Below are 26,141 nucleotides of genomic sequence, written 5' to 3'. Positions count from 1 at the left end.
TGCTGATAAACTCATTTATCAGCAACAGTTAAGAGGTTTTATAATTTAATCTCTTTGGTTTTATCTCCCACAGTAATCGTAATGGGATCGGTACATTTACCATTACCATAATCAATTACCCCGGTTACTTTATCAAATTCAACCTTCAGTTTTCCTTTAACGAAGTGCTGGCAGTCAAATATTTTCACCAGTGCTTCCTGTGTTGTAAAAGTGGCCGTAACACCAATTACAGGTCCTTTTTCATAAGAAATGCTGGCTGTTCCCTCCACGGTAAACACATCATCAGAAGGATTTAACAACGGTGTTACCGGGTCAAAACCTGCTGTTTGCTTAATGGTTTTCTTACTGGCGTAGTTGATTACAATGGTATCGCTGAGCGTTACTTTTCCGTTAGTTAACTCGGTGGTATACTGGATACCGGTTGTTGCGCTGTAGCTCACGCCACTGATGGTAAAGCGGCCTTCTACTGATTTTCCATTGAGTTTATAACCAACCGGCTCCACCAGGATGATTGAAGCAGGATTAAATAACGGACCGCTGAAAGTAACATTCAATATGCCGCTGCGGAATACGCCATACCTGTCGAGGCACGATTCCCCAAAATCAATCTTTACTTTTTTGGGCCACTGGTCGGGATTGGTGGCATCCATTAGTTCCGCTACCGGGCAGCCAGTGGAGGCTGTATTGGCCAGCGCATTGTTTACGTTATCTGCCTTGCGGGCGGTAAACAAACCCTGCGTAATAGCTACTTCCGCCACTGTTTCAAACAGTCCGCTGTACATAGCACTGGCAGCCGCCTCGTGTTGCGAAGCAGCAATGGTATTGTTATCTGATTGGTTATTCGGTGCTGTATCTGTGGTTACTTCCTTCTTACAGGCAAAGAAAATGGTGACTACCGCCACGCTGGTGAAGGTCCACGCCAGCACACGATTGGTACTGAAATAGCTTTTCATAGTTTAGGTTTTATTAGCAATTAGGTTTTTCGGTCTTTACCTTTACAGAAATAAAGATACCGTTTAAATATTAAAGAAATTACAAATTTAATAAAATAATTATTATGCTTTGGATGGATACCCACACGCACCTTTATTCTGAAGAATTTGAGGCCGACCGGGACGAAATGATAGCGCGGGCCATAGCAGCGGGGGTAGATAAACTGTTGTTGCCGAATATAGACGAGAGTTCCATTGAAGGAATGCTGGCGCTGGAAGCCAGGTATCCCGATCATATTTATGCCATGATGGGAATACACCCCTGTTATGTAAAGGAAGCCGTAGATGAGCAACTGGACCTGGTAAGAGCCTGGTTACAGCAGCGGCCTTTCCGGGCGATCGGGGAAATAGGACTGGATTTTTACTGGGATAAATCCCTGCTCATTCAGCAATACAAGGCTTTCCAGGAGCAACTGATGCTGGCGCGGGAGTATGGGTTGCCCGTATCCATTCACAGCCGGGAAGCTACACGGGAATGTATCAATGAAGTAAAGGCATTGCAGGATGGCCGTTTAAGCGGTGTTTTTCACTGTTTTTCAGGCACCCTGGAAGAAGCTAAGGAAATCATTGACCTGGGCTTTTACCTGGGCATAGGCGGGGTAGTTACCTTCAAGAAGTCCGGTTTGGATAAGCTGCTGGAAGAAATAGACCTGGCGCATATCGTGATGGAAACAGATGCACCCTATCTGGCGCCGGTTCCTTATCGCGGTAAACGCAATGAAAGTGCTTACCTCCCGCTGGCAGGTGAAAAGGTGGCAGATATAAAAAATCTAAAAATAGCAGACGTTGCAGCTATAACAAGCAGCAATGCCCGGAAATTATTCAAAATGCTCTAACTGTTTAGTGAATACCTTTGCAGGCAATGGCTACTAGCACAATGAGTAAAATTCTGATAATTTACACGGGCGGTACTGTAGGTATGATCTACGACGATAAAACCAAAGCACTGCGCCCGATCGGCTTCAATGAAATAAGAAATAATTTACCGGAACTATACCGGATGGGCATCGATTTTTATGTGTACGCATTTAATCCGCCTATTGATTCATCAGACATGCAGCCGGAGATATGGGTGGAACTGGCCAGTATAATTGAAGACCGGTACGACCGGTACGATGGTTTTGTAATTCTGCACGGATCCGATACAATGGCCTTCACGGCGTCCGCCCTGAGCTTCATGCTGGAAAACCTGTCGAAGCCCGTTATCTTAACCGGCTCCCAGCTTCCCATCGGGAAAATACGTACAGATGCCAAAGAGAACATCATTACAGCGATGGAAATAGCCTGCAGCAGGCATAATGGCACTGCCATCTCTATGGTACCTGAAGTATGTATTTACTTTGACTTCTCCCTGTTCAGAGGCAACCGTTCCAAAAAATATAATGCGGAAAAATTTGAGGCCTTCTATACCATGAACTATCCTCAGCTTGCGGAAGCCGGCATTGATATTAAATTCAAGCATCAGTTTATTTTACCGCCGCCTACACAACCACTGAAGGTGCATAAGGAACTGGAAACAAATATCACCGTACTGAAATTATTCCCGGGCATTACCAGGAGAGCTGTAGAAGCCACACTGGGTGTATCCGGTTTGAAAGGTGTGATCATGGAAACCTTTGGCAGTGGCAACACCAACACACAGCCCTGGTTTATTGAGAGCATAAAAAAAGTGATTGATCATGGCGCCATTGTAGTAGACATTACCCAGTGTGATGGCGGCTCTGTGGAGTTAGGCAAATATGAAACCAGTCAGCATTTAGTGGAAATTGGTGTAGTGAGCGGGCATGATATGACCTTTGAAGCAGCAGTCACCAAACTGATGTTCGTATTGGGTCAGGGCCTCTCTGTAGAAGATGCAAAGACAATGCTGGAAACATCCCTGCGGGGCGAACTAACGCCAATCGAAGTATACTAAATACCTTTTTAACGGAAGCTATTACAAGCGGGAGATACATTCAGTTGTACTTTCGCTTTTTTTTATTTTGAATATTTAAGGTAATTTTAACCATCACCAAATTCTCTTCCCCTATTTTCTATTCACCACAAAATTCATTATTCTATGGGAGTTTCCTTATCACAGAAATGCATTGCTGAATTCTTCGGCACTTTTGTCCTGGTATTTATGGGTTGCGGCAGTGCCGTGTTAGCCGGTACGCACGTAGGGTTTCTGGGTATCGCTTTTGCATTTGGTTTATCAGTAGTAACCATGGCGTACGCTGTAGGCCACATCTCCGGATGTCACTTGAATCCGGCTATTACTATTTCCCTGTGGTCTACAGGCAAAATATCCGGCAAAGATGCGGGCGGATATATTGTAGCACAGATCATCGGAGGTATTGTTGCTGCTGCTCTCCTGTATTTTATTGCACAGGGAAAAGCAGATTACAGTCTTGCTGCTAATGGCCTTGGCGCCAATGGTGTGGAAGATGGCTCACCAGACCATTATTCACTGATCAGTGGATTGATTGCTGAAATCGTTCTTACCGCCATTTTCCTGGTGGTAGTTCATGGCAGCACTAGTAAAAACAACGGCAACAGCGCATTTGCCGGACTGGCAATAGGCCTCTGCCTCACCATGATCCATATTGTAGGCATCCCGGTTACAGGGGTATCTGTGAACCCCGCAAGGAGCATCGGACCGGCTCTGTTTGTTGGTGGCGCCGCCCTTTCCCATTTGTGGGTGTTTCTCGTAGGACCCATTGTAGGCGGGCTTTTAGGCGGAGGAATATGGAAGCTGTACGATAAGAATTAAACTTTTTTTTGAAATATAAACTAAAGGATTATCTTTGCAACCCTGAATTGGAAAATCAACCCTTCCTTTGTATTCAGGCAAAGATAATCACGGAGAAGTGCAGGAGTGGTTGAACTGGCACGCCTGGAAAGTGTGTATAGGTGAAAGCCTATCAAGGGTTCGAATCCCTTCTTCTCCGCAAGCTTTAAAGCTCTGGTAACGCAAGTTATCAGGGCTTTTTTGTTTTGCTTATCTACTTAAAAATAGCGCTGTAATTTCGTGTGGGATATTCCATTTTTTCTAAAATGGAAAGTATCTTTAGACTTCCACAATAAGATATTCCTTTATTTGAAGAAAAAGTATAATTAGTCATTGTTTTAACGAGAGTTGTGAACCCATAATCCATACAATCTATTATTTGTCAAAATTTTCAACCCTTATATTTAAATTCTCAAACACATTTTATCTATGAAAAAAAAATGGCTTATAGCGTTATCGCTAAGTGTACTGTTTTATGCCTGTAGCAAAGACAACACCAATGAAAGACCAGACACCCGTCAGGTACAAATTCCATTCAAAGTAAGCGTTGCTGAGTTTATAAAAAAAGTGCAGCAGCTACCCAGCGCTTCCGGCAGAATGGCTCCTTCGTCAATTTTTGCAAAAGATTCAACGCTTAATACAGCGGTTTCTGATATTTACTTTTTTGCCTTTAAAAATAATGGAGACAGAATTAGTTATATACATCAAAGATCCACCGATGCGGATTTTGGCGTTATTTCAGATTCATTACCAAGTGGAGAATGTACAATAGCCCTGATTGCTTCCAGTGATTCTCTGATAATAAGTGATGAATTACGTAACGCTGGTATAAATCTTAATGCAGATTATAACAACAATACTATATTAGCTGCGTTCCCGGATATCTTTTACAAAAAGATGCAAATTACAGTTGGACCCGACACTACCGCAAACAACTTCAGTTTATCTCTGGAACGCATCATGGCTTCTTTGGAAGTAAATATTACAGATGCTCCTGCTATCAGAGCTGATTCAAATATAACCGTCAACGTAAGATCTGAAAACACCTATTTTGAGATTTTTTCGGCCTGGGCATATACAGGGATTCCTATGCAACTGAAAATTCCCCAAAGAACTCAGCAATTATTTAGCGAACTGATTATGAATACAAGTGAAGAAATCAGGATAGATATCAATTATCCAGACAAAGTAACAAATACGATGTTAACTAAAACAATTGGCCCTATTACACTTACTAAAAATACAAAAACAATACTGACTGGTAGTTTATATCCCGCAATACCTCCGGTAACTAATGTCAATAGTGGATTCAGTGTTAGTATTAATAATATATGGAATCCAGCTCAGACAATTGATTTTTAATCTGTTTACTACAACTATTCAGTGCAAAATCTTCTGAACAAGCTTTAAAGCGCTGGTAGCTTAAGTTGCCAGCGCTTTAAGGCTTTTATCCCAAAAAGTTTTTCGTCGAAACAAACCTGTTGTCTTGCAGCTACGAACTAACTTCGGCAATCAAGCCCGGCTAGCTTCATCCCTCATAGTTCTCACGCCATCATCCGCGACAAAATAACCCGGTCCACATAAAACGTTCCGAAAGGAATAATACACGCCAGTAAAACTTTCCAGGTAGTTGTACTGAATTTCCACTTATAGGCAATTCCTACGCTCAGGGTATTCAGGATAAAGAACAGGAATAATATTCCGTGCACGGGGCCTATTGCCTTTACCAGGGAAGCATCATGATATACATACTTCAGCGGTACTGCCACTCCAATCAGTATCAGCAGGGAAATCCCTTCTAAAAAGGCGATCAGCCGCAATCTTCCTATTTTTGTATTAAAGAACTTCAGCATAGTTAAAATGGTCTTATATATGGCCGGTTCGCCAGCGGTGAGAACGGCCACGGTATTGCAATGAAAATAATAATAAGCGCGAGGGAAAACCAAATGGTCATTGTACGGAACCTGCCTGCATCGGTATTTTGCCGTTTGGCTACCGATGAACCAATAGTTATAAAAACAATGGCGATGGTCATCAGCACAATATGTATTAACCCGAAAAACAGGAAATCAAATTGCCGGATAGCCTCATGGTAATGAGACCTGAAATAAGCCACCACCGGGCTGTTAAAGTACAGGATATAACCAATCGCCAGCTGGATATGTGCAATGGTGGCGGTACCATGTCTTACCAGATCATCCTGCCGGGTAAATACTTCTTTGCGGCTCCATCCGCGTATGCCACGGTATACAGCGTATAAAAGGCTTAGTACTACTGCCCAGCGGAATAATGAATGTATGAATAACAAAAAGAAATACATGCCCGCAAAGCTCTGACTAAAAGCAACGGGCTGTTAGGACAAATAAGGGTTGTTTTAGGACAATTCAATCTTCCTGCGGAAATCAGTAGGGGTAATACCTTCATACTTTTTAAAGAGCCGGGTGAAGTACGACTGATCCCCGAAACCCACTTCCTCCGCTACTTCGCTGATGGTGAGATCACTTTGACTTAACAATACTTTTGCTTCCAGCACGATGGCCTCGTCGATCCACCGCGCAGGTGATTTACCGGTAACCGCTTTCACTGATTTGGTTAAATGATTGGGGGAAATATTCAGCAGGGATGCATAATCCGTTACCAGGTGCCGCGACCGGACATTGGTAAATACCAGCTCCTTAAAACGATTGGTGGTATTGACGGCTGCCGTTTGATGACTGCCCGTCAGCGGCTTGTAAAGCAGCTTTACTTCGCATAGTAATGTGATCAGGTATGGCTGGATAATTTCCAAGTGCTGCAGCCCGTTCCGGCTGTAATCAAATAACAGGCGTTTGAAAAGATGCACCACAAACCCCGCGGTTTGCCTGTCGAGACTGATCCTTGGATTGCCCCATACCCTTAAAAAATCAAATGCTCTCAGCGGCTCTTGTGTATTGTATTTGCCGGTAAGGATATCAGTATGGAAATTACACAGATATCCCTTGTTCACCTCCCCGCTTTTAAAGGAAAAAACCTGGCCCGCCGGTACAAACAACATTTCATTTTTGTGGATGGTATACAATTCACTGCCAATTTTTATACTTGCTTCTCCACTGGTAATAAACAGGCAGCTATGGTTGGTAGACCTGGAAGCCGGTACTGACTGCGTTACCAGCCGGTACATCTCTTCCACTTTCACTATAAAAAACTTATCAAAATCGGGTCTTAAGATGTTATCAAGCTCCTTCTTAGGTTGCATAAACCTGGCAGTAAATGAACCAGGACCGTATACCCTTATTCCCTTTCTCGCTGGCATGATCAATTTTCTTTTACCCTGAAGGTAAAAAATTATGCGCTTCCCGGCAGGCCCATATTATGCTGGCCTGGCGAGGGAGTAACACAACAGCCCCGTCAGATCATCTTCCTTTTCCAGTTCTTCTCTCAATGCGTGATCGATTTCAAAGTGATGACGTTCGAGGAGCTTAATGGATTTTTCATTTTTGTCAGCGGGGAGAGCTGCAATTTTTTGAAGATGCAATTGCTCAAATCCAAACTTTATGACCACCGGTATCACTTCCTGCATAATGCCTTTTCCAAAGAAGGCAGAGCGAAGCTCGTAGCCAATTTCAGCCCGGCCGGATTCAGGTACTATGTTCCAGCAACAGATAGTGCCAACGAGTTGGTTACTTTCTTTGCCGGTAATTATCCAGTACAGCGATTTGTTGGCAGCGATGCCTGCTTGTAGCTTTTCAATAAACTGCTGCGCCTCTGCTACCGTAGTGGTGGCAGCCCGGTTCAGGAACTGGTTCACACGCGGGTCCGACCTGAGAGCGGCAATGGCTTCATCATCACTCAAGGCAGGAGCCCTCAAAATAAATCGTTCGGAAACGAGCGTCGGAAAGGGGTTAAAATTAAGTACCAGCATACAGTTAAAATAATCATTATTCAGTTGCTATACTTATCAACAGGCATATCTTTTTAGATATACAGCTACAACCCGCATGTAACAGGTGTTCGTGCGGGTTGTTCTTTTTTAAAAAGATGTACAACGGCTAGCGCTATGCAGGCCAGGGATTCTGGTAAGTGGAGTTATTTAATTTCACCTCCCTCGATGACAAGGTCAGCTGTATTTGCAGGGGTTGCTCATTGGCGGAATTAAACGTCTCTTCGTATTCTACGCAATAGGCGTCTGTAAACTTCAGCTCTTTGAGCCTCGACATGGAATCCCGCCGGAAAAAGGTGATACTGCCGTTTTTCGTCTGGGTGTTGGAAATCATCCAGTCAAACAAACTGGTTTCACCGGCAGACTCGATCAGCAGGTTAATAGTGCCTCCTTTGGGGCGGGCGGCAGGTTTCCCGTTATGATCTGTATTTTGGGTAAATGAAAACCTGCATTCCAGGATGTTCATTTCTTCCCCGTCGATGTTGAGAACAGCTTTAAAAGACATAATTAATCTGGTTAACAGGTCCGTTGCAAGGCACAACAGACAGGCACAAAAATATGGTATACAGAATGAAAATACACATTTCTGTTTACATGCCGAAAAATTGAGGGTTATTTTTGAAGGAAGCCAATGGATCCCGCAGGGATGGCCCTTCCAGCCAGTTGTTGATATACGGTTTAATAACTATATAAGATCAAATGCCTGGGCAAAACTGGTCAGGTCGTAGCTCGACTGTGCCCCGATCTTCGCTTTGATATTTCGCCGGTGTGTAACGGCGGTCTTTTCGGAGATCCCCGCCTTTTCGGCAATTTCACTGGCGCTGAGTCCGAGGGCCAGCAGCCGCAGGATTTCCTTTTCCCTTTTGGTAAGGGAAGCAAAAATATGCTGGTTACGGCGCAGGAAGTTATTTTCTTCCAGCAGGCGGTTTACCTTGCTGGTAACGTGATGCAGCGGATCAATGGGAATGGCGCAGGTAATAACGTGTGTGGGAAGCCCTCCGGCATCCCGCATAAATACCCGCGTAGAGCCCAGATGCCAGGTCCAGTCCCGCGATGCAGTGGTTCGTACCTGCTGGAAAAAGGTGACCGTTATATTGGCTTCCGCCGGTGCGTCCAGCATGTTGATGATCTTTGGCAGGTAATCCGCTACATCGTGTGGGTTAAAGAAGGTGTCGTAATACCCGGCGCCCATTTCCCGTAAAGCCTCCAGCGTAATATCGAGTTCCCGGCAGCCCCGTGGCGACATATACTCCACGTAGCTCTTTACCACATTCATTACAATTACCACTACCGGAAGCTCCTGATCAATGGCCCTTAAAGCGTTCAGCTTCTCTTCCAGCCCTGATCCGTCATTATTAAATGCAGCGTGCTCAATCATGTACCTGATATAAAATCGTGTATAGGAATCCTCTGTGATGTTGGTTGACTACTTACTTCAGTGCTCTTTCGGCAACAAATGTAGTGAAAATAAGAAAGGGTCCCTCACAAAGAAGAGACCCTTTTTTGGGGATAGAAAATACGGTGATTGACTAAATCAGGTGGATGACTTTATATAGAATAATGTGAAATCAGATTATTTTCACAAAGATATGTTAAAGCTAAAGGGAAACAAATACCTACATGTGAGTATTTTTAAAAAAATAAATGACCTTCCTGTCATGAAAGCCAGTCCGGAACATTTCCTCCAAAGCCTTTCGCACATTGCTCCCCTCAGCGATGAAGCAAGGGAACTATTTGCAACACATACTACTTCACAAATAGTAAAAAAGGGTGACTATCTACTGCGTGAAGGACAGCGCTGCCAACACATATGGCTCATTGAAACCGGCGCCTGCAGAGCTTTTCAGCATCATAATGAAAAAGAGATCAACACCGGCTTTTACTTTGAAAATACATTCCTCACTAACCTGAACAGCCTGCGAAACAACGTTCCAGCCGATTACAATATACAAGCTATTGAAGCCGGCACCATATGGAAATGGCATAAGGACAATCTGTTTTCACTCTATCAGCAATCATCCGAAATCACCGCCTTTGGCCGCCAGTGGCTGGAACACCTGTTCATTGAACAGGAAAAACATAACCAATGGCTTAAAAGACACAATCCCGAAGAACGGTATCAGTCCATACTAACTACGCAACCCGAACTCCTGCAACGTGTATCTCTTACACAACTCAGCTCTTATCTCGGCATCTCGCGGGAAACCCTCAGCCGCATCCGCCGCCGCCTGCCCTGAACCCATTATGTGACGTTTGACACAATTGCTTTATAGCAGGCCTTCTACCTTTACGGTATAAAACTAACGGTCATGACTATACAAGAACAGAAAGATTTCATCGGACACTACATTGCCACTATCTGGAACCTCGGCGATACCAGTCATTTGGAGCAATTCCTGCATCCCGATTATGTGGATCATTCATTGCCGCCTGCGCTGCCCGGCAATGCTACCGGCCTGAAACAATGGATTGCATTAACGCATGAATCCTTCCACCCCAAAACCATTATAGAAGAACAGGTAGCCGAACCCGGGAAGTGTATCATAAAAGTAACCATGCGCATGAAACACATTGGACTATGGCGGGGAATAAGTCCTACCGGCTTAACAGTAAGCATTCCTGGCTATCGTTGCTTTCGATTGCAGGATAACCGGATCGCGGAGCACTGGGGTTTAATAGATGGAAATGCACTTGAAAGAAAACTTGCCCCAAAGTCTTAAGGACTCCGTATGCCCGTACCCGTTATAACCGTTTACTAAGAATGGAGCTTGGTCGCCTGCCGCAGGGGGACAAGCCCCTGCCGGAAAGCAACACCACTGGTAAAACTGAGTAATAAAACGTGAAAGTGGAACGGAAAAATGCAACAGTCCATCTGTAAAAAGATCCGTATTAATACAGTAAGCAATAAAAATCCAGGTGTTACGGCCGGCTATGTTCCCTTCCGGAACCATTGTAAAATCAACTATCCGCGCATCCGGATCGTTGATTTCAACAGCCAGCTCCTTCCGGTAATATTCGTCCTCCCCCTTACAACGCCACGCCGGCCATAAACACCTGGAAATAATATTATTCTTCTCCCTGGAAATGTTTCTATACAAAAATGCCTTTTATTCACACATCTGCTTAATACTTTTTTATCTTTTAATTATACTTTGATAATCAAATTCATGATAAAATAAGTGTAATAATAACACCTATATACTCAAATCGCCCGGCAGTTAATACTATAAGGAAAAAAGTAAAAATTGTATTTTACGCCCGATAACCTTATTTTTATAATGCTTTTTTAGCAACCAGGTCATAAAAATCAACAACCAGTACTTACATTCCACGTCAGGATTCCGGTGTGTTATAAAAACTGCGCTCATTATGAAGAGTAAATTATTAAGGGAAATCACTCCTCTTACGCAAAGTGATTGCTTTACGTTGTTTGCCCGTGAGAAAAAAGTGTTCGATTTCCCGTTGCATTACCACGACGAATTTGAATTAAACTTTATCCAGTATGCCAGTGGCGCCAAACGGATCATCGGGGATCATATTGAAGAGATAAGCGACCTTGAGCTGGTACTGGTAGGGCCCAACCTGCAACATGGCTGGTTTGCCAATAACCATGAAGGCGGCAGCGTTAAGGAAATCACCATCCAGTTCCACCGCGATCTGTTTGATGATAAATTCCTGCAGCGCAACCAGATGAATTTCATCAAAAACATGTTTGAACGTTCTCTGCGGGGAATCCTCTTTTCTGCCGAAACCACCCAGCAGATCATGCACCGCCTGATCCGGTTGCCGCAACAGCAAGGCTTCGATTCCGTCCTGGAACTGATGTCTATTTTGCACGACCTGTCTATCAGCCGGAATATGCGCATCCTGTCTGATTCCACTTTCGGCAACACGGAAACCTTCTCCTACAATAGCCGCCGCGTGGAAAAGATCATGACTTACCTGAATGCCAATTACGATAAAAATATTTCACTGGGGGAAGCCGCCAGGCTCGCTGCCATGACGGAGGTGGCCTTCAGCCGCTTTTTCAAGGCCAAAATCGGTAAAACCTTTGTGGATACCCTCATAGAAATCAGGCTGGGACACGCTTCCCGGCTATTAATAGAAACCACACACACGGTAAATGAAATCGCCTATAAGTGCGGTTTTAATAATATCTCCAACTTCAACCGCATCTTTAAAAAGAAAAAAGATTGTACACCCAAGGAATTCAGGCTGGCCTATACTTCTTCAGGGACGCGGACTTTCGTTTAACGCGGATTTTGTCTTGGCTCAGGATTACGCTGATTTTACTGATTACCTGGATTTTTACTTTTGGATTTTTAGATTATAATATAATAACTAAGGGAGATAAGAGCGAATATCCGCTTCTATCTCCCTTAATCCTTTATAAATCAAAGTAAAAATCCAGGTAATCAGTAAAATCAGCGTAATCCTGAGCCAAGACAAAATCCGCTTAGCAGGTAAATTGTAATAGCGACATTTAAAAAAAAAGGTATTACTGGCCACTGTACCGGTTTATATGCCCCGTTTTGCATATATATAAGGGTTAAATCCTCCAAAAATGCCGGTAAAAGCGTAACTTTGCGGCTTCATGCAGACTTCTACTTTATTAAAGCCTAATTGCTACGTAAATGATGCCGGGTTTGACTGGTTGTATCCTGAAAAAATACAGCAACTATCAAGAAGGCACTGGACGCCACTCAGTATCGCTAAAGCAGCGGCCCGTTTCCTCGCAAATGAACCAGGGAAAAAAATTCTGGACATCGGCAGCGGTGTCGGAAAATTTTGCCTGGTAGGCGCCCGCTTTTACCCGGGAACCAATTTTTACGGCATTGAGCAACGGGAAGAGCTTTATCAGCACGCACTTGAAGCAAAGGCTGCCACGCAAATCAGGAATGTGAGCTTTATTCACGGCAATTTTACGCAGGAGGATTTTTCTGCGTATGACGGTTTTTACTTCTATAATTCTTTCTTTGAAAACCTGGTAGATCAGGATCAGATAGATAACAACGTAGAATATTCAACAAGTTTATATAATTATTACAGCCGCTTTTTATTTAAAAAACTGGAAAGCAGTGCAAGCGGTACAAGACTCGTAACATACCACAGTCTTGAAGATGAAGTACCTCCCTGTTATCAGATGGTGGATGCTTCTACGGATTTAATGCTAAAAATGTGGATCAGAAGATAGGACTAAGTAATACAAAAATTAATACAATGACTGCAGACGAACATGCTTTAGAGACCATAGCACAATTAGGCGCCATAACAGATTACCAGCAGGCTGACCAGTTACTGGAAACCATAAAAAAGGAACATGCTGCTTTATATAAAGAAATCTTCACCTCCCTCCAGGAAAAAATAGAAAGTTTGTCACCATTGGAATGTAACAGCTTACAATGGAGCATTTACCGGTATGCCTTGATGCACATACGTAAATGCACGGCATTGGAACCAGCCTGCTAATCAGGCGCTGATAGCCAGCTTTTTGCCAATGGCAGCCACCACGGCTTCCGGCGAAAATTCTTCCTGCAAATACAGGTCAACAAAATCGTAACTGATTTCCAGTGAAGGCGCAATAAGATATGCCGCCGGCACAGGTACGTCTGCATTAACACCGGAAACAAAGCCCCAGATCGGGTCTGATTCCCTGTAAATGCCTGCTTTCCTGGCTATGCGGAACTGTGCGTCGTGCACTACATCAAATGGCAACACCTCCGGATAAACCGATGTAAACTGCTTCTTATCCTCGCTGGACAATACCAGCAAACGGGCGCCGGCAGCCACTATGGCCGCATGGCTTTCTTTCAATCGTTCCATCAGCTGATCAGCGTAATTGTTCCAATGCCAGGAATAAAACACCACTACCAGCGGCTGCAAAGTAAGACTGTGCAATGATGCCCCGGAATGGGCATTATTCAGCAGCGGACCAGCATTGATCACACGCGCTTCTTCAATAAAAAATTCAGGAAAAAAGCTGCCTGATTTTAACGGGTTAATTTTTTCCCTGTTCCTCACAGGGCTGGGGAAGTTTTCCGGTGTGGGCTGCGGTAAGTAATCGGCGTATCTATACAATGATGACATATTAAAGGCTTTTATAATGGCTGATAAAATGGCCGCTGTTATAGGTTTGGTGAATATCTTTTGCTTTCGTAAAACAAAGATAGGGAGAATATTTTAATTACCCTACTATTCCTATAGACTATTAGGATTATAAATTCTAAATAACTGGTTCCTAATAACTTTGAGAGGAAAATATTTTTCCGGGAGATGAAAACAGGGGTATTTAAGTCCGGCGCCAAACATTCAAAGCGTGTACCCGTTATTGTTATAAAGTTATAGCAACCAGGGGCGCCCATCTTTAAAAAAAAGATAAAAACGTGCCAGGATAAACCCGGATGACATAATTTACAGCGAAGCCATAAAAGAATAAATATTGACATATGCTGCTGAAACACAGACTATCACTCGGCCAGATCTTTTCCTTTACCTGGAAGGTAGACCTTATGCTGCTGGGATGTTGTACCCTGGTATATTTTCTCGACTCACGCTGGCTGGCAGCACATATTAACATCCCTATAGCCGTATCTACCGTACTGGGTACCGCCATCGCCTTCTTTATCGGCTTCAATAACAACCAGGCTTACGACCGCTGGTGGGAAGCCCGTAAAATATGGGGCGCACTGGTAAACGACTCCCGCACCTGGAGCCGGTCCATGCTCAACTATCCCTCCCTGGACGCTACGCCCGAAACCAAAGCCCTCATCCGTCACATGATTTACCGGCACCTCGCCTTTATTTATGCGCTCAAAACCGTTCTCCGCAAACGGCCCGACGACTACTACACCCGCTACCTTACCACAGAAGAAATTGAAGAAGTACAAAAACAAAGTAATATCCCCAATGCCATCCTGAACCTGCAGACCCGCGACCTCCAGCAACTCCGGGCCTCCGGCAGCATCGATGGCTTCACTTTTATAGAACTGAACCAGATCCTGGTAAAACACTGCGACTGCATGGGCCAGTCGGAACGGATCAGGAACACCGTATTCCCTCCTAGCTATGTATATTTTACGCAGATGTTTATTTGGTTTTACGTTATCATGAATACACTGATGATGACGGAATCCATCGGCGCATGGGCCATTCCTTTCGGATGGATGTTCGGCTTCGTATTCCATGTAACCCACCTGAACGGCATCACCCTCATGGACCCGTTTGATTTTCAGCCACTCGCTATTCCGCTCGACAGCATCGCCCGGACCATTGAAATCAACGTTATCCAGCTGCTGGGAGATGAACCGGTACCTGCCCCGGTATTGCCGCGACAGGAAGGTTTGTACGTAATGTAAGCCCATAGCGAAACGTATTTACTTTGTAATACGTAATTCCTTATTTTTACACCTATGACGTATGACCAATTATGTAATCTATATGCCCAGTCAGTTACCCTCAAGATACTACGGGCACGTAGCGCGCCAATGATGTTGTCATTTTTTCATTACACATTCAAGGAAAAAAATCATACTACCATTTCCAATGTGGAACTGGTAACCCGTTTGTCCGACTACCTCGGCGTAACCGGCTACCGGGCCGCAGATGATGAAATAGACGCTACCAGCCTGCTGGAACACGACGATGTGAAGGCCAGGAAATATATCGATCAATGGAGCAATAAAGGCTTCCTCCGCAAATATCCCGATGACGACGGACTGGATATCCATGAGCTGAGCAGCGACATGGAAAAAGTGATGCACTGGGTATCTACTCTCCAGAAAAGAGAATTTGTTGGCACGGAAAGCCGCTTCAAAGATATCTTCTCCAAACTCAAAGAACTGATTGACCAGAGCAATAAAGACCCGGAACAAAGGATCCAGGAACTGGAGAGAAAGAAATATGAAATAGAACAGGAAATAAAGGCGATCACCATCACCGGTAAAGTTCAGGTGTTTGATGATACCCAGATAAAGGAAAGATTTTACGACGTCAACCGCATGTCGCGGGAACTCCTGAGTGATTTCAAAGAAGTGGAACAAAATTTTGAACAGATCACCCAGGAAATTTATCGCAAACAAAGCGAAAAAGATATCGCGAAAGGCGCCCTGCTGGCGTATACCCTCGACTCCTTCGAAGCGCTCCGCCAGAAAGACCAGGGGAAAAGCTTCTACTCCTTCTGGCAGTTCCTCATGGATGAAAACAAACAGGAGGAAATGCGGGAGCTGATCGAAAAACTTTATCTCCTCCTGGAAGACCGCAACATCGAATATAAAAATGACCGCTTCTTAAAAAAACTCAAACAATTCCTTCATGCCTCCGGCAAAAAGGTAATTGATGCCAATAAAAAACTGAGCGATAAACTCAGCCGCGTGCTCAGCGAAAATAATCTTACGGATCACCGCAAAGCAATGGAGCTTATCAACGATATCCGGCAACTGGCGTTCCAATCGCTCGAGAACCCACCAGGGGAGGAATTTTTTATAGAGATAGAAAGCGATCCAGAAATAGACCTCCTCGACCGCTGGGATATGGCGGAAGAGAAGAAACCCAACGTTGAAGTGGAATTCCCCGAAGGAATGGGTGGTACCGAATTTGACGACAACGACCTGAACGCATTATTTAACCATTTTAATATAGACCGCGCCCTGCTGGAAGACCGCATTTCCGCACAACTGCAAAATAAAAAGCAGGTAAGCCTGAAAGAACTGGTAGAAATTTATGGCGCTGAAAAAGGGCTCACTGAACTCATTACCTATTTTTCCATCGCGAGCCAGTCGGCACACCATATCATCCTGGAAACTCCGGACCCGGTGATGCTGGGCAGCCGCACCATCAATATGCCGATGGTGCTGTTCACAAATTCACAAAACTAATATCATGGCCGAGAAAAATATATCTCCCTTTGCACACGTGTTTCTAAAACTCATGCAGGGACCTGTATACGAAGAAGATAAATCTTACTGGAAAGACCTGCTTGGATGGCAAACAGAGCTCAGCAAATACCTGCAGCAAACCGGCCTCCAACTGGTGGTAAACGAAGCCGATGGATTTGCACGTATCGTGCAACCGGAAGCAGATGAAACCAACGAAAAACCACTGCCTCGCCTCATGCGCAAATCACGGCTTACCTACGAAGCCACGCTGCTGTGCATTGTGCTCCGCGAAGCCCTCGATGAATTCGATATCCAGGGCAATGGCACCCGTCTTTTTATGACACAAAAAGAAATCAAAGAAAGACTCGCACTCTTCTTTAAAGAACGACACAACAAATCCAAACTACTGAAAGATCTCAATAAACCCATCAACAGCCTCTTAAATGTAGGCGTGCTGAAAATGACCCGGGAGGACGCTGCCAACAAGGAACTGCATCAATACGAGGTAAAAAGAATCATCAAAGCACTGGTAAATAACGAGAAACTGGAAGAAATAAAATCAAAATTAAACCTGCATGTCCACCCTGTTCAATAGTGATTCAAAAGAAAGTGGATTCCGGTTGCAATATTTTGAAATATACAACTGGGGAACCTTCCACAATAAAATATATCGCGTCAATACCAACGGTAATACCTCCCTGCTCACCGGCGCAAACGGTAGCGGTAAAACTACCCTGATCGATGCGCTCTTAACACTGCTGGTGCCCGCCGGGAAAAGATTCTATAACCAGTCGTCCGGAACAGAACAACGCCGCGACAGAGGAGAAGAATCCTATTTCTGGGGCTACTACGGTAAAACCTTCTCCGAAGAATCGCAGCAGTCCAAAACGGACCAGCTCCGTCATAAGGAAAACAACCCTTACTCAGTACTGCTGGCCTACTTCTACAACGCCGCTACCATGCACCAGATCACACTGGCGCAGGTTAGATGGTACTCCGGGGAAATGAAACGGCAATACATCGTTTCGCCGCATAAACTTAATATCAACGATCACTTCGGCAACGGGAAATTTGATGTAAAAGGCGACTGGAAAAAAAGACTGCGCCTCGAATTTCCCAAAACAGAAATCACCGACAGCTTTAAAGAATACGCAGCCCTGTTCAGCAACATATTCGGACTGCGAAGCGAAAAAGCCCTGTCTCTCTTTAACCAAACCGTTGGTATCAAAGTACTCGGCGATCTGAACACGTTTATCCGCGGACAGATGCTGGAAGAAACAGACAGCGAAAACGAATTCCTGAAACTGCGCGAAAACTATGATAGTTTACTCACCAGTCATCGTGCCATTCAGAAAGATGAAACCCAGCTGAAACTGCTGGAACCTATCATCGAAAACCGCGCGGCCTGGCAGCAATTACAAGACAGGAACCGGGAGTTGCAAATGCTCCAGGATATCCTGCCCTCCTGGTTTAATAAACAGGAAAAAGATATCCTGGAAAGAGAACTGGAATCTTTACAGAAAGAACAACAGGCAACTACCCGCAGTCTTACCAATATCAATGAGCAACTCCAGTCGCTGCACCTCCGCAAAGACGAGCTGATAGCCCAGAAAGCCAATAACAGCGTAGATGAACAACTGCGCTCTATCGAAAAATCCATCCATTACGAACAAAAAGCCATGGAGGCCAAACGTAATAAGATGGAAGAATACAATATGCTCACAGACCGGCTGGAGCTCGCACCCAATCCGGATGAACAGCAGTTCCATGAAAATATTACAGGCGCTGAACAGATGAAAACAGCGCACGATAAACAACTGGAAACATTACAGGAAGAAATTTTTCATCACAAAAGCAGCCTCGCCGCAGAAAGGACACAGGTATCAAAGCTGGAAGAAGAAATAGATTCCTTCCTGCACCGGAAAAATAATATCCCTTATGAGCTGATCCGTATCCGTCAGCAGCTGGCAAATATGCTGGATATCCAGGAAGATGACCTGCCCTTTGCCGGTGAACTGATCAAAGTAAAAGATGCAGAGATCCATTGGGAAAGCGCCATCGAAAAAGTATTGCACAACTTCGGCCTGCGCCTCCTTGTACCCGAAGAATATATCCTGGACATCAACCGCTACATCAATTCCAATAACCTGCAAACCCGCCTCGTATACCACAAAGTAGAAGAGGAGAGTTATACCATGTTGCGGATGCCTTCTGAAAAAGAAAGCCTGCTGCAAAAAATAGATATCAAACCCGGCACCATCTTCAAGGAATGGTTACAGAACCAGCTGCTCGATCAGTTCGATTATACCTGTACCGACGACATGACTGTATTCAACCGTTGCCGGAAAGCAGTAACTTCCAACGGACTAACGCGGCAGGCTACACGCCATGAAAAAGATGATCGCCCTAACCGTTCCCAGAAAAATAATTATGTGCTGGGATGGAACAACAAAAACAAATTGCGCCTGTTAAAAGAAGAACAGGATGAATGCAACAAGAATATTGAAACACTGCAGCATAGCATTTCCCAGCTGGAAGACAGCAGGAAAGCCATTGCCAATATCAATGCGCTGCTGAACGCATTGCTGTCGCTGCGTAACTACAGTGAAATCAACTGGCAGATCCATGCCGCCGTCATTGAATCATTTGCACGCGAAAAAGCAACGCTGCTCAAAACCAGCGATAAATACCAGGTGATCTGTGATCAGCTGGACGATATTACCCTGCAAATACAAGGCAAGGAAAAAGAGAAAGAAGGCACCCTCCAGGAAAAAGGCCGCCTGGACGATAAAGCCGCGGAGAAACTGCGCCACTTCAATCAACTGAAGGCCAATAAACTGGACGACGTTTCCCTGCAATACGTGCTGGAATACCTTACAGATCTGTCGCTGACCGAACCGGCGGAAACAACCCTTGAGCTGGCATCTTACCGGAAACGGGCAGATGATAACATGAAGGCAACCATGCACGACGCGATGCGTCTGACCGCGGAAAAAGAAGCTGAAATCACCCGGCAGCTGGCAGCATTTGTGATGCCGCCAAAATCCATCCACGATACCTTCCCCGACTGGCTCGGTGATGTTACGGATCTGCAGCCGCATGTGAAATACCTCGACGAATTTACCTCGCTCTATGAGCGGATTAAATTCCAGCGGCTCATTGAACATAAAGAACGTTTCCGTAAATACATGGACACCAGCATGCTCAATGCCATCACCAACTACCGGGCATGGATATACGGACAGGAAGACCTGATACGCGAAGTAATGGAAGACCTGAACGAACCGTTACGCAACATCACCTTCAATAAAAATCCGGATACCTACCTCCAACTGGAATGCCGCCATGTACGTGATGTGGAGATCCGGAACTTCAAGGAAAAACTCAGCAACGCAGTACCGGATTCTTATAAATATCAACTTGAAAAAGATGAAGCCTATGGCGATCAGCTGTTTGAAAATATTAAACTGCTCATCACCGAGTTACAACAAAACGAAGCATGGCGCCGCAAAGTAACGGATGTACGCAACTGGCTCGACTTCGGCGCAAAAGAATTCTATGTGGCCGACAACAAGGCATTCAAATATTACGAGGATACGGCTAGTCTTTCCGGTGGCGAAAAAGCACAGTTCACCTACACCATCCTGGGAGCCGCCATTGCCTACCAGTTTGGTATCAATGAAGCCAACCGTCAACACCGCAGCCTGCGCTTCATCACAGTAGATGAAGCCTTCAGCAAACTGGACCCTGAAAAGAGTCACTACCTCATGGAATATTGCGGACAACTGAACCTGCAGCTACTGGTAGTAACGCCACTGGACAAACTGAATATTGCAGAACCATATATCCATGCGTGTCATTTTGTAGCAAATAAAAACAAACGCGACTCCGTGGTATACAACTTCACGATGGAAGAATACCGCGACAGGAAGAAAGAGTTCGAATCCATGGCGGCAATGTCCTAAGCGAAGGTTGTCTTTCTCGCTGATTACGCTGATTATACTGATTACTTTGATTTTACTTTTGGATTTTTTTGGATTTTTAGATTAATAATAAGGGAGATAAAAGCGAACCTATCTGCTTATATCTCCCTTAATCCTTTATAAAATCCAAAAGTAAAATCAAAGTAATCAGTATAATCAGCGTAATCAGCGAGAAAGACAACCTTCGCTTAGGACATTGCCGCCAGAGCGGGTTCTGGTTGGCATTGCGGCTCCCGTCCCATTTGTTTGCGGCCCCATTCGCTCAGCAGGGTAATAAAGGGCAGTAGTTCCCTGCCCGTATCCGTTAGCTGGTATTCCACGCGGGGCGGCACCTCCAGGTATACATGGCGGGTAACCAGGTCGTCGTCCTCCAGTTCACGCAGCACTTGTGTGAGCATTTTAGGGGTTATACCGGTCATGATCCTCCGTAGTTCTCCATATCTTTTCACCCCGTTTCTCAGGTGGTAAATAACACGCCCCTTATGCTTGCCGCCAATCCGTTGGAAAGCGTAATCAACCGCGCAAATCGTGTCAGTATGAATATTTTTTCCGGATTTCTTCATTTTTTTGGCATTGATTATCAGCAATAGTATCCATCTGGTACCTACATTCCCAAATGGTGCATACTTGTCTTATATGAAGTTAGGGAGCAATTTTGTGAAAGAAAAAAATAGTTCTTATGAAAGCAATACAACAAGTAGCATTCGGACTGGAGAGTTTACAGCTCAAAGAAATACCCACTCCCATAGCCGGGCCTGGTGAAGTACTGGTAAAAATAGAAGCCGCGGCACTCAATTACCTCGATGTAGCCCTTGCTACCGGAACTTACAGCAAGGAATTGCCGCTGCCGCGCATTCCCACTTCCGATGGCGCCGGCGTGGTAGCCGCCATCGGTGATAACGTTACCAAATGGCAACCGGGCGATCGGGTGGCCATTCATTACAACCAGCTCTGGCAGTATGGCCTGGCCACCGCCGGTACCAATCATATCAGAACCGGTGTAAGCACGCCCGGCCTGCTGGCAGAATATGCAGTGATCCCTGAATATGCACTGGTACGCACTCCTGCCAATTTAACCAGCGTGGAAGCCGCTACATTGCCTGTTGCCGGCGTTACCGCATGGACAGGCCTGATGGGCTATGCTGGTATCAAGGCAGGGCAAACCGTACTTACACAAGGCACCGGCGGCGTCTCCCTTTTTGCCATGCAAATCGCATTGGCAGCAGGCGCGAAGGTGATTGCCACCAGCAGTCATCCGGATAAACTGAAGAAATTACAGGAGCTGGGCGCCCACGAAGTAATCGATTATAAAAAATATCCCAACTGGCATGAAGAAGTAAAACGTATCACGGGCGGGGAAGGTGTACATGCTACCTTGGATATTGCCGGCGCCGCCACCATCGTTAATTCTGTTAAGTCGGTAGGCTTCAATGGCTTTGTGGGCCTGGTAGGCTTCATTGAAGGCGCACAGCTGCCGGTAGACCTGTTTACAGTTGTAGGCAGCTATATCCGGCTGCAGGGCTACTCTGTAGGCAGCCTGAAAAGTTTCCAGGAGCTGGCTGCCGCAATAGAAGTAAATGATATCCACCCGGTAATAGACAGCGTATTCCCTGTAAGCGAGGCGCAGGAAGCATTCAGGTATATGGGCGGCGGTAATTATTTGGGGAAAGTAGTAATAGAAATGAAGTAAAGTGGTGAACATATAAACGTCCTGCGCATCGGCAGGACGTTATACCAAGTAAACCATTACACTAAAATTATTGTTTCAAGATAGTAAAAACAAGTTGAAAAGCGGGTTATTTCCTTGTTAAGGTGATGATAACATTATATTTTTATCAATACATGACAAACATCAGTTTCATGGATATCTTCACCTGCTACCTTTGCATCAATAATTGAACATTATGCCTTCAGTAGAAATACTATCCAGAATACAGTTTGCCTTTACCATTGCCTTCCATTACATCTATCCTCCGCTGAGTATAGGGCTGGGACTGTGCCTCGTGATCATGGAGGGCCTGTACCTCAGAACCGGTTTGTCGCTTTACAAGGACATTACACGATATTGGATTAAAATATTCGCATTGATCTTCGGGATCGGCGTAGCCACCGGCATTGTAATGGAATTTGAATTCGGCACTAACTGGGCTACTTATTCACATTACGTAGGCGACATTTTCGGAAGCGCGCTGGCAGCGGAAGGCATCTTTGCATTTGCGATGGAATCTGCCTTCCTGGGTGTATTGTTGTTTGGCTGGAACCGCGTTCACAAAGGCGTACATTTCTTTTCTACGTGTATGGTGGCGCTGGGCTCTATCTTTTCTGCATTGTGGATCGTTATTGCCAATTCCTGGCAGCAAACGCCAACTGGTTACCGCATAGAAGGGCATGATCTGCAGGCGCGCGCAGTAGTTACTGATTTCTGGGAGATGGTGTTTAACCCTTCTTCGGTCGACAGGTTCTCACATGTGATCATTGGTTCCTTTCTCGCCGGCTCTTTCCTCGTGATGAGCGTTGCCGCCTGGTATGTACTTAAAAACCGCTTTGTCAAACATGCACAGGCTATGTTTAAAGTAGGCCTGGGCGTAGCTGTAATTGCTGCGCTGATGCAGCTTTTCACCGGTCACCGTTCCGCTCACTATGTAAGCAAATATCAACCCGCCAAACTGGCTGCTATGGAAGGGCACTACGATAGTTCTGCAGTAGCGCCCATGTATATTGTGGGTTGGGTAGATAATAAAAATGAAAAAACAACCGGCATAAAAATTCCGGGAGGCCTTTCTTTCCTTACGCATGGCAGCTTCTCCGCCCCGGTAGAAGGTCTCAGAGCCACGCCCAAGGCAGACAGGCCCGGCGCAGTGAACTTTGTATTCCAGATGTATCATTTGATGATTACGATCGGCATGATACTCATAGGACTTACGCTGCTGGCCGTTTTCTTTTTATGGAGAAAGAAACTGTTTAACCAGCGCTGGCTGATGATCATATTTGCATGGGCGGTACTGCTGCCGCAAATAGCCAACCAGGTAGGCTGGTATGCCGCCGAAGTAGGGCGCCAGCCCTGGGTGGTGTACAAATTGTTGCGCACATCTGATGCACTGTCGCGTAAAGTAACCGCAGACCAGGTAATGTTCTCGCTGATATTATTTACGCTGGTATATATGTTGCTGTTTACGCTGTTTATCTATCTGCTAACGCGGAAAATACAGCACGGACCAGATGTTTCAGAGAATGCTGAAATTGAATACGACGGCTATTATCACGATAATATAACTTACCATCCCACTAAATTATAACTCATGGAAACAATTCTCGGACTGGATCTTCCCACCTGGTGGTTTTTAGTGATTGGCGGATTGATCACTGGTTATGGTGTGCTGGATGGCTTCGACCTGGGGGCTGGTGCTTTGCACCTGTTTTTTAAAAAAGAAGAAAGCCGGCGCCTGGTGCTGAATGCGATAGGACCGGTATGGGATGGAAATGAGGTATGGCTGGTAATTGCCGGCGGGGCTTTGTTTGCCGGTTTTCCGCTGGTATACGGCGTGGTATTATCTACCTTCTACATTCCCTTTATGTTATTCCTCGTAGCCCTCATCTTCCGGGCTATTTCAATAGAATTCAGGAGCAAGGAAACCTGGCTCTGGTGGCGCAAAATGTGGGATATCAGTTATACCGTGTCCAGTACCGGTATTACGCTGTTGCTGGGGTTGGTATTGGGCAACCTCATTCACGGTCTCCCGATAAATAAGGAACATGAATTTACCGGCACGCTGCTCACCTTTTTTAATCCTTATGCAATACTGATTGCTTTTACCACCTTATCGCTGTTCATGCTGCATGGTTCTATTTACCTGGTAATGAAAACGGAAAACAGGCTGTACACCAGGCTTACGGTGATAGTGAACAACTGCAGCAAGTTCTTCATTCTCTGCTTTATCCTAACGTCAATGGCTACCCTTATTTATGTGCCGCATATGACGTTTCAGTTTAAATCACATCCGCAGCTCTTCCTGCTGCCCATGCTGGCGGTACTGATCCTGCTGAATATCAAAAGAAATGTGGATGCCCGTAGATATTACACCGCCTTCCTCTATTCTTCTATTATCACTGCCTGTTTGCTTATCCTCTTCGCGGTAGGCCTGTATCCCAACATTGTGATATCTACTACTGATCCTGCTTATAGTATCAGCATTTATGCAGCGGCGTCTTCTGTTAAGTCGTTGAAAATTATGCTGCTCATTGCAGCCATAGGCACCCCGATGGTAATTGGATATACTACTTTCTTATTCTGGACATTCCGGGGCAAAGTGAAGCTGAACGAGATGAGCTATTAGATATTAGCTATTGGCTTAAAAAACAGGTCCCCGCAAGAAATTGCAGGGACTTACCATTTAACCTATATTCTGTACTGTAGCATTGTGTTGATGATCTCCCGAAAGTCGCCAGTTATCATTTTCCCGGTATCCTATCTTTTATCAGGAGAGATGTATTTAAGACGGCCTGCTTTGATAAAAGTTTAACCGGTTTAAAAAAATTTCTGAAAATAATTCCGGGAAGCCGAAATTAGTACCCAGAATTGATCACTTCCATGAATCGTATCGACCGGCTTACCGCCATTCTCATACAACTACAGGGTAAAAAAATAGTAAAGGCAGCGGAAATCTCTGACCGCTTTAACATTAGCTTAAGAACGGTATACAGGGATGTAAAAGCCCTGCAGGAAGCCGGCGTGCCCATTGGTGCGGAAGCGGGTACCGGCTATTATATCGTGGAAGGGTATCATCTGCCCCCTGTGATGTTTTCCAAAGAAGAGGCAGCCGCACTCCTGACCGGGGAAAAACTGATGGAACAATTCAGTGACCACAGTAACCGGAAACAGTTTAGTCTTGCTATGGAAAAGATCCGTTCCGTACTCCGTGGAACAGAAAAGGACTACCTCGAATCACTGGATGAAAACATCGCCGTATTGAGGTACCGGCCTGTAGTAACGGATGCGGCGGAGTTCCCCAACCGGTTCCTTTCCGATATTCAGCAAGCCCTGGGCATGAACCAGGTGATCAGTATGGAGTACTTTTCCTTCCAGGAGGAAGTGGCCACCCGCAGGGAAGTAGAACCAATAGGTATTTTTCATAGCAGCGCCAACTGGCACCTGATCGCCTTCTGCAAGCTCCGGCAGGGCTACCGCGACTTCCGGGTAGACCGTATCCGTAAATTAACCGTGCTGCCGGCCACTTATAAGAAAAACAAGCATCTTTCTTTGCAGGACTACCTGGAACAGCAGCGCAGCCGGAACAGCGAAAATACCTATCTCGTTAAAATAGCGCTGGACAACGATATGTTGCGGTATGTAAGGGAACAGAAGTATTATTATGGCCTTATGGACGAAAAAGTGGTGGGCGATAAAACAGAGCTTACATTCCTCCAGGCCTCCCTGGGCCATTTCGCCAGGTGGTTGATTATGTTTGGCAACCGGGTGGAAGTGCTGCAGCCCCAGGAGCTCAAAACCGCTATCGGAGATCTTGTAACAGAACTCCACGGACATTATTTATAAATCCGGAAATGCTGCTGACATAAGGTTGTCACTCCCAGGCTGTTCTTTTGTAT

Annotated in this window: 26 protein-coding genes and 1 tRNA gene; 18 read left to right on the top strand and 9 right to left on the bottom strand. The window is 45.2% G+C overall.

Features of this window, described 5'->3' with window-relative positions; all coding sequences use genetic code 11:
* Nucleotides 1-38 precede the first annotated feature (38 nt).
* A complete protein-coding gene (locus tag QFZ51_RS05630) occupies nt 39-953 on the bottom strand; it encodes a hypothetical protein (protein WP_429044007.1) in 915 nt (304 codons plus the stop codon).
* A 104-nt stretch (nt 954-1,057) separates the two neighbouring features.
* Here QFZ51_RS05630 and QFZ51_RS05625 point away from each other — a divergent pair, with 104 nt between their 5' ends.
* The 5 genes from QFZ51_RS05625 to QFZ51_RS05605 all read left to right on the top strand — a co-directional run bounded on the left by QFZ51_RS05625 (nt 1,058) and on the right by QFZ51_RS05605 (nt 5,124).
* Complete coding sequence (locus QFZ51_RS05625) at nt 1,058-1,828, top strand: TatD family hydrolase (RefSeq protein ID WP_429044005.1); 771 nt, start codon at nt 1,058-1,060, stop codon at nt 1,826-1,828.
* Nucleotides 1,829-1,869: 41 nt separating this feature from the next.
* On the top strand, nt 1,870-2,907 hold the full coding sequence (locus QFZ51_RS05620; RefSeq protein WP_429044004.1) for an asparaginase: 1,038 nt from the start codon (nt 1,870-1,872) through the stop codon (nt 2,905-2,907).
* A 144-nt stretch (nt 2,908-3,051) separates the two neighbouring features.
* Entirely contained in the window at nt 3,052-3,744 is a 693-nt protein-coding gene (gene aqpZ / locus QFZ51_RS05615; protein ID WP_370911196.1) for an aquaporin Z, read from the top strand.
* 91 nt (nt 3,745-3,835) lie between these two features.
* Nucleotides 3,836-3,922: transfer RNA gene (locus QFZ51_RS05610), tRNA-Ser, on the top strand.
* A gap of 269 nt (nt 3,923-4,191) precedes the next feature.
* Nucleotides 4,192-5,124 carry a FimB/Mfa2 family fimbrial subunit gene (locus tag QFZ51_RS05605; RefSeq protein ID WP_429044000.1) on the top strand — a complete coding sequence of 311 codons (933 nt, stop codon included), beginning with the start codon at nt 4,192-4,194 and terminating at the stop codon, nt 5,122-5,124.
* 182 nt (nt 5,125-5,306) lie between these two features.
* Here QFZ51_RS05605 and QFZ51_RS05600 read toward each other — a convergent pair whose 3' ends face one another.
* The 6 genes from QFZ51_RS05600 to QFZ51_RS05575 all read right to left on the bottom strand — a co-directional run bounded on the left by QFZ51_RS05600 (nt 5,307) and on the right by QFZ51_RS05575 (nt 9,059).
* A complete protein-coding gene (locus QFZ51_RS05600) occupies nt 5,307-5,615 on the bottom strand; it encodes a DUF3817 domain-containing protein (RefSeq protein ID WP_370911199.1) in 309 nt (102 codons plus the stop codon).
* 2 nt (nt 5,616-5,617) lie between these two features.
* Nucleotides 5,618-6,070, bottom strand: a complete 453-nt coding sequence (locus QFZ51_RS05595) for a hypothetical protein (RefSeq protein WP_429043997.1) — start codon at nt 6,068-6,070, stop codon at nt 5,618-5,620.
* Nucleotides 6,071-6,136: 66 nt separating this feature from the next.
* Nucleotides 6,137-7,054, bottom strand: a complete 918-nt coding sequence (locus tag QFZ51_RS05590) for a helix-turn-helix domain-containing protein (protein ID WP_429043995.1) — start codon at nt 7,052-7,054, stop codon at nt 6,137-6,139.
* 57 nt (nt 7,055-7,111) lie between these two features.
* Nucleotides 7,112-7,663 (bottom strand): GNAT family N-acetyltransferase, encoded by a 552-nt coding sequence (locus QFZ51_RS05585; protein ID WP_429043992.1) that lies wholly within the window; start codon nt 7,661-7,663, stop codon nt 7,112-7,114.
* Between the two features lie 133 nt (nt 7,664-7,796).
* Nucleotides 7,797-8,186 (bottom strand): type VI secretion system tube protein TssD, encoded by a 390-nt coding sequence (gene tssD, locus QFZ51_RS05580; RefSeq protein WP_079469761.1) that lies wholly within the window; start codon nt 8,184-8,186, stop codon nt 7,797-7,799.
* A gap of 180 nt (nt 8,187-8,366) precedes the next feature.
* Entirely contained in the window at nt 8,367-9,059 is a 693-nt protein-coding gene (locus QFZ51_RS05575) for a response regulator transcription factor (protein ID WP_370911203.1), read from the bottom strand.
* 280 nt (nt 9,060-9,339) lie between these two features.
* Between QFZ51_RS05575 and QFZ51_RS05570 the strand changes: the two genes are divergently transcribed.
* From QFZ51_RS05570 to QFZ51_RS05550, 5 genes are all read left to right on the top strand, one after another.
* The gene (locus QFZ51_RS05570; RefSeq protein WP_429043989.1) at nt 9,340-9,918 is read left to right on the top strand and encodes a Crp/Fnr family transcriptional regulator; all 579 of its coding nucleotides are present in this window, start codon (nt 9,340-9,342) and stop codon (nt 9,916-9,918) included.
* A 72-nt stretch (nt 9,919-9,990) separates the two neighbouring features.
* Nucleotides 9,991-10,401: an ester cyclase gene (locus tag QFZ51_RS05565; protein WP_429043986.1), complete on the top strand. Its 411-nt coding sequence runs from the start codon at nt 9,991-9,993 to the stop codon at nt 10,399-10,401.
* 649 nt (nt 10,402-11,050) lie between these two features.
* Complete coding sequence (locus tag QFZ51_RS05560; RefSeq protein ID WP_429043984.1) at nt 11,051-11,935, top strand: AraC family transcriptional regulator; 885 nt, start codon at nt 11,051-11,053, stop codon at nt 11,933-11,935.
* Nucleotides 11,936-12,275: 340 nt separating this feature from the next.
* The gene (locus tag QFZ51_RS05555; RefSeq protein WP_370911207.1) at nt 12,276-12,875 is read left to right on the top strand and encodes a class I SAM-dependent methyltransferase; all 600 of its coding nucleotides are present in this window, start codon (nt 12,276-12,278) and stop codon (nt 12,873-12,875) included.
* Nucleotides 12,876-12,901: 26 nt separating this feature from the next.
* Nucleotides 12,902-13,150 (top strand): hypothetical protein, encoded by a 249-nt coding sequence (locus QFZ51_RS05550; protein ID WP_429043982.1) that lies wholly within the window; start codon nt 12,902-12,904, stop codon nt 13,148-13,150.
* Here QFZ51_RS05550 and QFZ51_RS05545 read toward each other — a convergent pair whose 3' ends face one another.
* Entirely contained in the window at nt 13,151-13,768 is a 618-nt protein-coding gene (locus tag QFZ51_RS05545; RefSeq protein WP_370911209.1) for a redoxin domain-containing protein, read from the bottom strand.
* Between the two features lie 359 nt (nt 13,769-14,127).
* Here QFZ51_RS05545 and QFZ51_RS05540 point away from each other — a divergent pair, with 359 nt between their 5' ends.
* Genes QFZ51_RS05540 through QFZ51_RS05525 form a run of 4 tightly spaced genes read left to right on the top strand, consistent with a single transcriptional unit; the run spans nt 14,128 to nt 20,519 of the window.
* On the top strand, nt 14,128-15,036 hold the full coding sequence (locus tag QFZ51_RS05540) for a bestrophin family protein (protein WP_429043979.1): 909 nt from the start codon (nt 14,128-14,130) through the stop codon (nt 15,034-15,036).
* Nucleotides 15,037-15,090: 54 nt separating this feature from the next.
* Nucleotides 15,091-16,554: a DUF3375 domain-containing protein gene (locus QFZ51_RS05535; protein WP_429043976.1), complete on the top strand. Its 1,464-nt coding sequence runs from the start codon at nt 15,091-15,093 to the stop codon at nt 16,552-16,554.
* Nucleotides 16,555-16,558: 4 nt separating this feature from the next.
* Nucleotides 16,559-17,149: a DUF4194 domain-containing protein gene (locus QFZ51_RS05530; protein WP_370911212.1), complete on the top strand. Its 591-nt coding sequence runs from the start codon at nt 16,559-16,561 to the stop codon at nt 17,147-17,149.
* Complete coding sequence (locus QFZ51_RS05525) at nt 17,130-20,519, top strand: ATP-binding protein (RefSeq protein ID WP_429043974.1); 3,390 nt, start codon at nt 17,130-17,132, stop codon at nt 20,517-20,519. Before QFZ51_RS05530 ends, QFZ51_RS05525 begins: the two co-directional genes overlap by 20 nt.
* A 206-nt stretch (nt 20,520-20,725) precedes the next feature.
* Here the strand turns inward: QFZ51_RS05525 and QFZ51_RS05520 are convergent, their stop codons facing one another.
* The gene (locus tag QFZ51_RS05520; RefSeq protein ID WP_429043971.1) at nt 20,726-21,100 is read right to left on the bottom strand and encodes a winged helix-turn-helix transcriptional regulator; all 375 of its coding nucleotides are present in this window, start codon (nt 21,098-21,100) and stop codon (nt 20,726-20,728) included.
* A gap of 116 nt (nt 21,101-21,216) precedes the next feature.
* On the opposite strand from QFZ51_RS05520, the gene QFZ51_RS05515 reads away from it, so the two are divergent.
* From QFZ51_RS05515 to QFZ51_RS05500, 4 genes are all read left to right on the top strand, one after another.
* Nucleotides 21,217-22,227: a zinc-dependent alcohol dehydrogenase family protein gene (locus QFZ51_RS05515; protein WP_429043968.1), complete on the top strand. Its 1,011-nt coding sequence runs from the start codon at nt 21,217-21,219 to the stop codon at nt 22,225-22,227.
* Nucleotides 22,228-22,441: 214 nt separating this feature from the next.
* Nucleotides 22,442-23,833 (top strand): cytochrome ubiquinol oxidase subunit I, encoded by a 1,392-nt coding sequence (locus QFZ51_RS05510; protein ID WP_429043965.1) that lies wholly within the window; start codon nt 22,442-22,444, stop codon nt 23,831-23,833.
* Nucleotides 23,834-23,836: 3 nt separating this feature from the next.
* Nucleotides 23,837-24,871 carry a cytochrome d ubiquinol oxidase subunit II gene (gene cydB, locus QFZ51_RS05505; protein ID WP_370911217.1) on the top strand — a complete coding sequence of 345 codons (1,035 nt, stop codon included), beginning with the start codon at nt 23,837-23,839 and terminating at the stop codon, nt 24,869-24,871.
* 254 nt (nt 24,872-25,125) lie between these two features.
* Nucleotides 25,126-26,088 (top strand): helix-turn-helix transcriptional regulator, encoded by a 963-nt coding sequence (locus QFZ51_RS05500; RefSeq protein ID WP_370911218.1) that lies wholly within the window; start codon nt 25,126-25,128, stop codon nt 26,086-26,088.
* The last annotated feature ends 53 nt before the right edge of the window (nt 26,089-26,141 follow it).

This window comes from Chitinophaga sp. W3I9 (genome assembly GCF_050434025.1).
Lineage (GTDB): Bacteria > Bacteroidota > Bacteroidia > Chitinophagales > Chitinophagaceae > Chitinophaga.
The sequence above is the reverse complement of the archived record's forward strand: the minus strand, read 5'-3'. Positions and strand labels throughout refer to the sequence as shown.

Excerpts from the sequence above, each read along its gene's own strand:
- QFZ51_RS05630 (WP_429044007.1), bottom strand. The coding sequence starts at position 953 with ATGAAAAGCTATTTCAGTACCAATCGTGTGCTGGCGTGGACCTTCACC.
- QFZ51_RS05625 (WP_429044005.1), top strand. The coding sequence starts at position 1,058 with ATGCTTTGGATGGATACCCACACGCACCTTTATTCTGAAGAATTTGAG.
- QFZ51_RS05620 (WP_429044004.1), top strand. The coding sequence starts at position 1,870 with ATGAGTAAAATTCTGATAATTTACACGGGCGGTACTGTAGGTATGATC.
- aqpZ (WP_370911196.1), top strand. The coding sequence starts at position 3,052 with ATGGGAGTTTCCTTATCACAGAAATGCATTGCTGAATTCTTCGGCACT.
- QFZ51_RS05605 (WP_429044000.1), top strand. The coding sequence starts at position 4,192 with ATGAAAAAAAAATGGCTTATAGCGTTATCGCTAAGTGTACTGTTTTAT.
- QFZ51_RS05600 (WP_370911199.1), bottom strand. The coding sequence starts at position 5,615 with ATGCTGAAGTTCTTTAATACAAAAATAGGAAGATTGCGGCTGATCGCC.
- QFZ51_RS05590 (WP_429043995.1), bottom strand. The coding sequence starts at position 7,054 with ATGCCAGCGAGAAAGGGAATAAGGGTATACGGTCCTGGTTCATTTACT.
- QFZ51_RS05585 (WP_429043992.1), bottom strand. The coding sequence starts at position 7,663 with ATGCTGGTACTTAATTTTAACCCCTTTCCGACGCTCGTTTCCGAACGA.
- tssD (WP_079469761.1), bottom strand. The coding sequence starts at position 8,186 with ATGTCTTTTAAAGCTGTTCTCAACATCGACGGGGAAGAAATGAACATC.
- QFZ51_RS05575 (WP_370911203.1), bottom strand. The coding sequence starts at position 9,059 with ATGATTGAGCACGCTGCATTTAATAATGACGGATCAGGGCTGGAAGAG.
- QFZ51_RS05570 (WP_429043989.1), top strand. The coding sequence starts at position 9,340 with ATGAAAGCCAGTCCGGAACATTTCCTCCAAAGCCTTTCGCACATTGCT.
- QFZ51_RS05565 (WP_429043986.1), top strand. The coding sequence starts at position 9,991 with ATGACTATACAAGAACAGAAAGATTTCATCGGACACTACATTGCCACT.
- QFZ51_RS05560 (WP_429043984.1), top strand. The coding sequence starts at position 11,051 with ATGAAGAGTAAATTATTAAGGGAAATCACTCCTCTTACGCAAAGTGAT.
- QFZ51_RS05555 (WP_370911207.1), top strand. The coding sequence starts at position 12,276 with ATGCAGACTTCTACTTTATTAAAGCCTAATTGCTACGTAAATGATGCC.
- QFZ51_RS05550 (WP_429043982.1), top strand. The coding sequence starts at position 12,902 with ATGACTGCAGACGAACATGCTTTAGAGACCATAGCACAATTAGGCGCC.
- QFZ51_RS05545 (WP_370911209.1), bottom strand. The coding sequence starts at position 13,768 with ATGTCATCATTGTATAGATACGCCGATTACTTACCGCAGCCCACACCG.
- QFZ51_RS05540 (WP_429043979.1), top strand. The coding sequence starts at position 14,128 with ATGCTGCTGAAACACAGACTATCACTCGGCCAGATCTTTTCCTTTACC.
- QFZ51_RS05535 (WP_429043976.1), top strand. The coding sequence starts at position 15,091 with ATGACGTATGACCAATTATGTAATCTATATGCCCAGTCAGTTACCCTC.
- QFZ51_RS05530 (WP_370911212.1), top strand. The coding sequence starts at position 16,559 with ATGGCCGAGAAAAATATATCTCCCTTTGCACACGTGTTTCTAAAACTC.
- QFZ51_RS05525 (WP_429043974.1), top strand. The coding sequence starts at position 17,130 with ATGTCCACCCTGTTCAATAGTGATTCAAAAGAAAGTGGATTCCGGTTG.
- QFZ51_RS05520 (WP_429043971.1), bottom strand. The coding sequence starts at position 21,100 with ATGAAGAAATCCGGAAAAAATATTCATACTGACACGATTTGCGCGGTT.
- QFZ51_RS05515 (WP_429043968.1), top strand. The coding sequence starts at position 21,217 with ATGAAAGCAATACAACAAGTAGCATTCGGACTGGAGAGTTTACAGCTC.
- QFZ51_RS05510 (WP_429043965.1), top strand. The coding sequence starts at position 22,442 with ATGCCTTCAGTAGAAATACTATCCAGAATACAGTTTGCCTTTACCATT.
- cydB (WP_370911217.1), top strand. The coding sequence starts at position 23,837 with ATGGAAACAATTCTCGGACTGGATCTTCCCACCTGGTGGTTTTTAGTG.
- QFZ51_RS05500 (WP_370911218.1), top strand. The coding sequence starts at position 25,126 with ATGAATCGTATCGACCGGCTTACCGCCATTCTCATACAACTACAGGGT.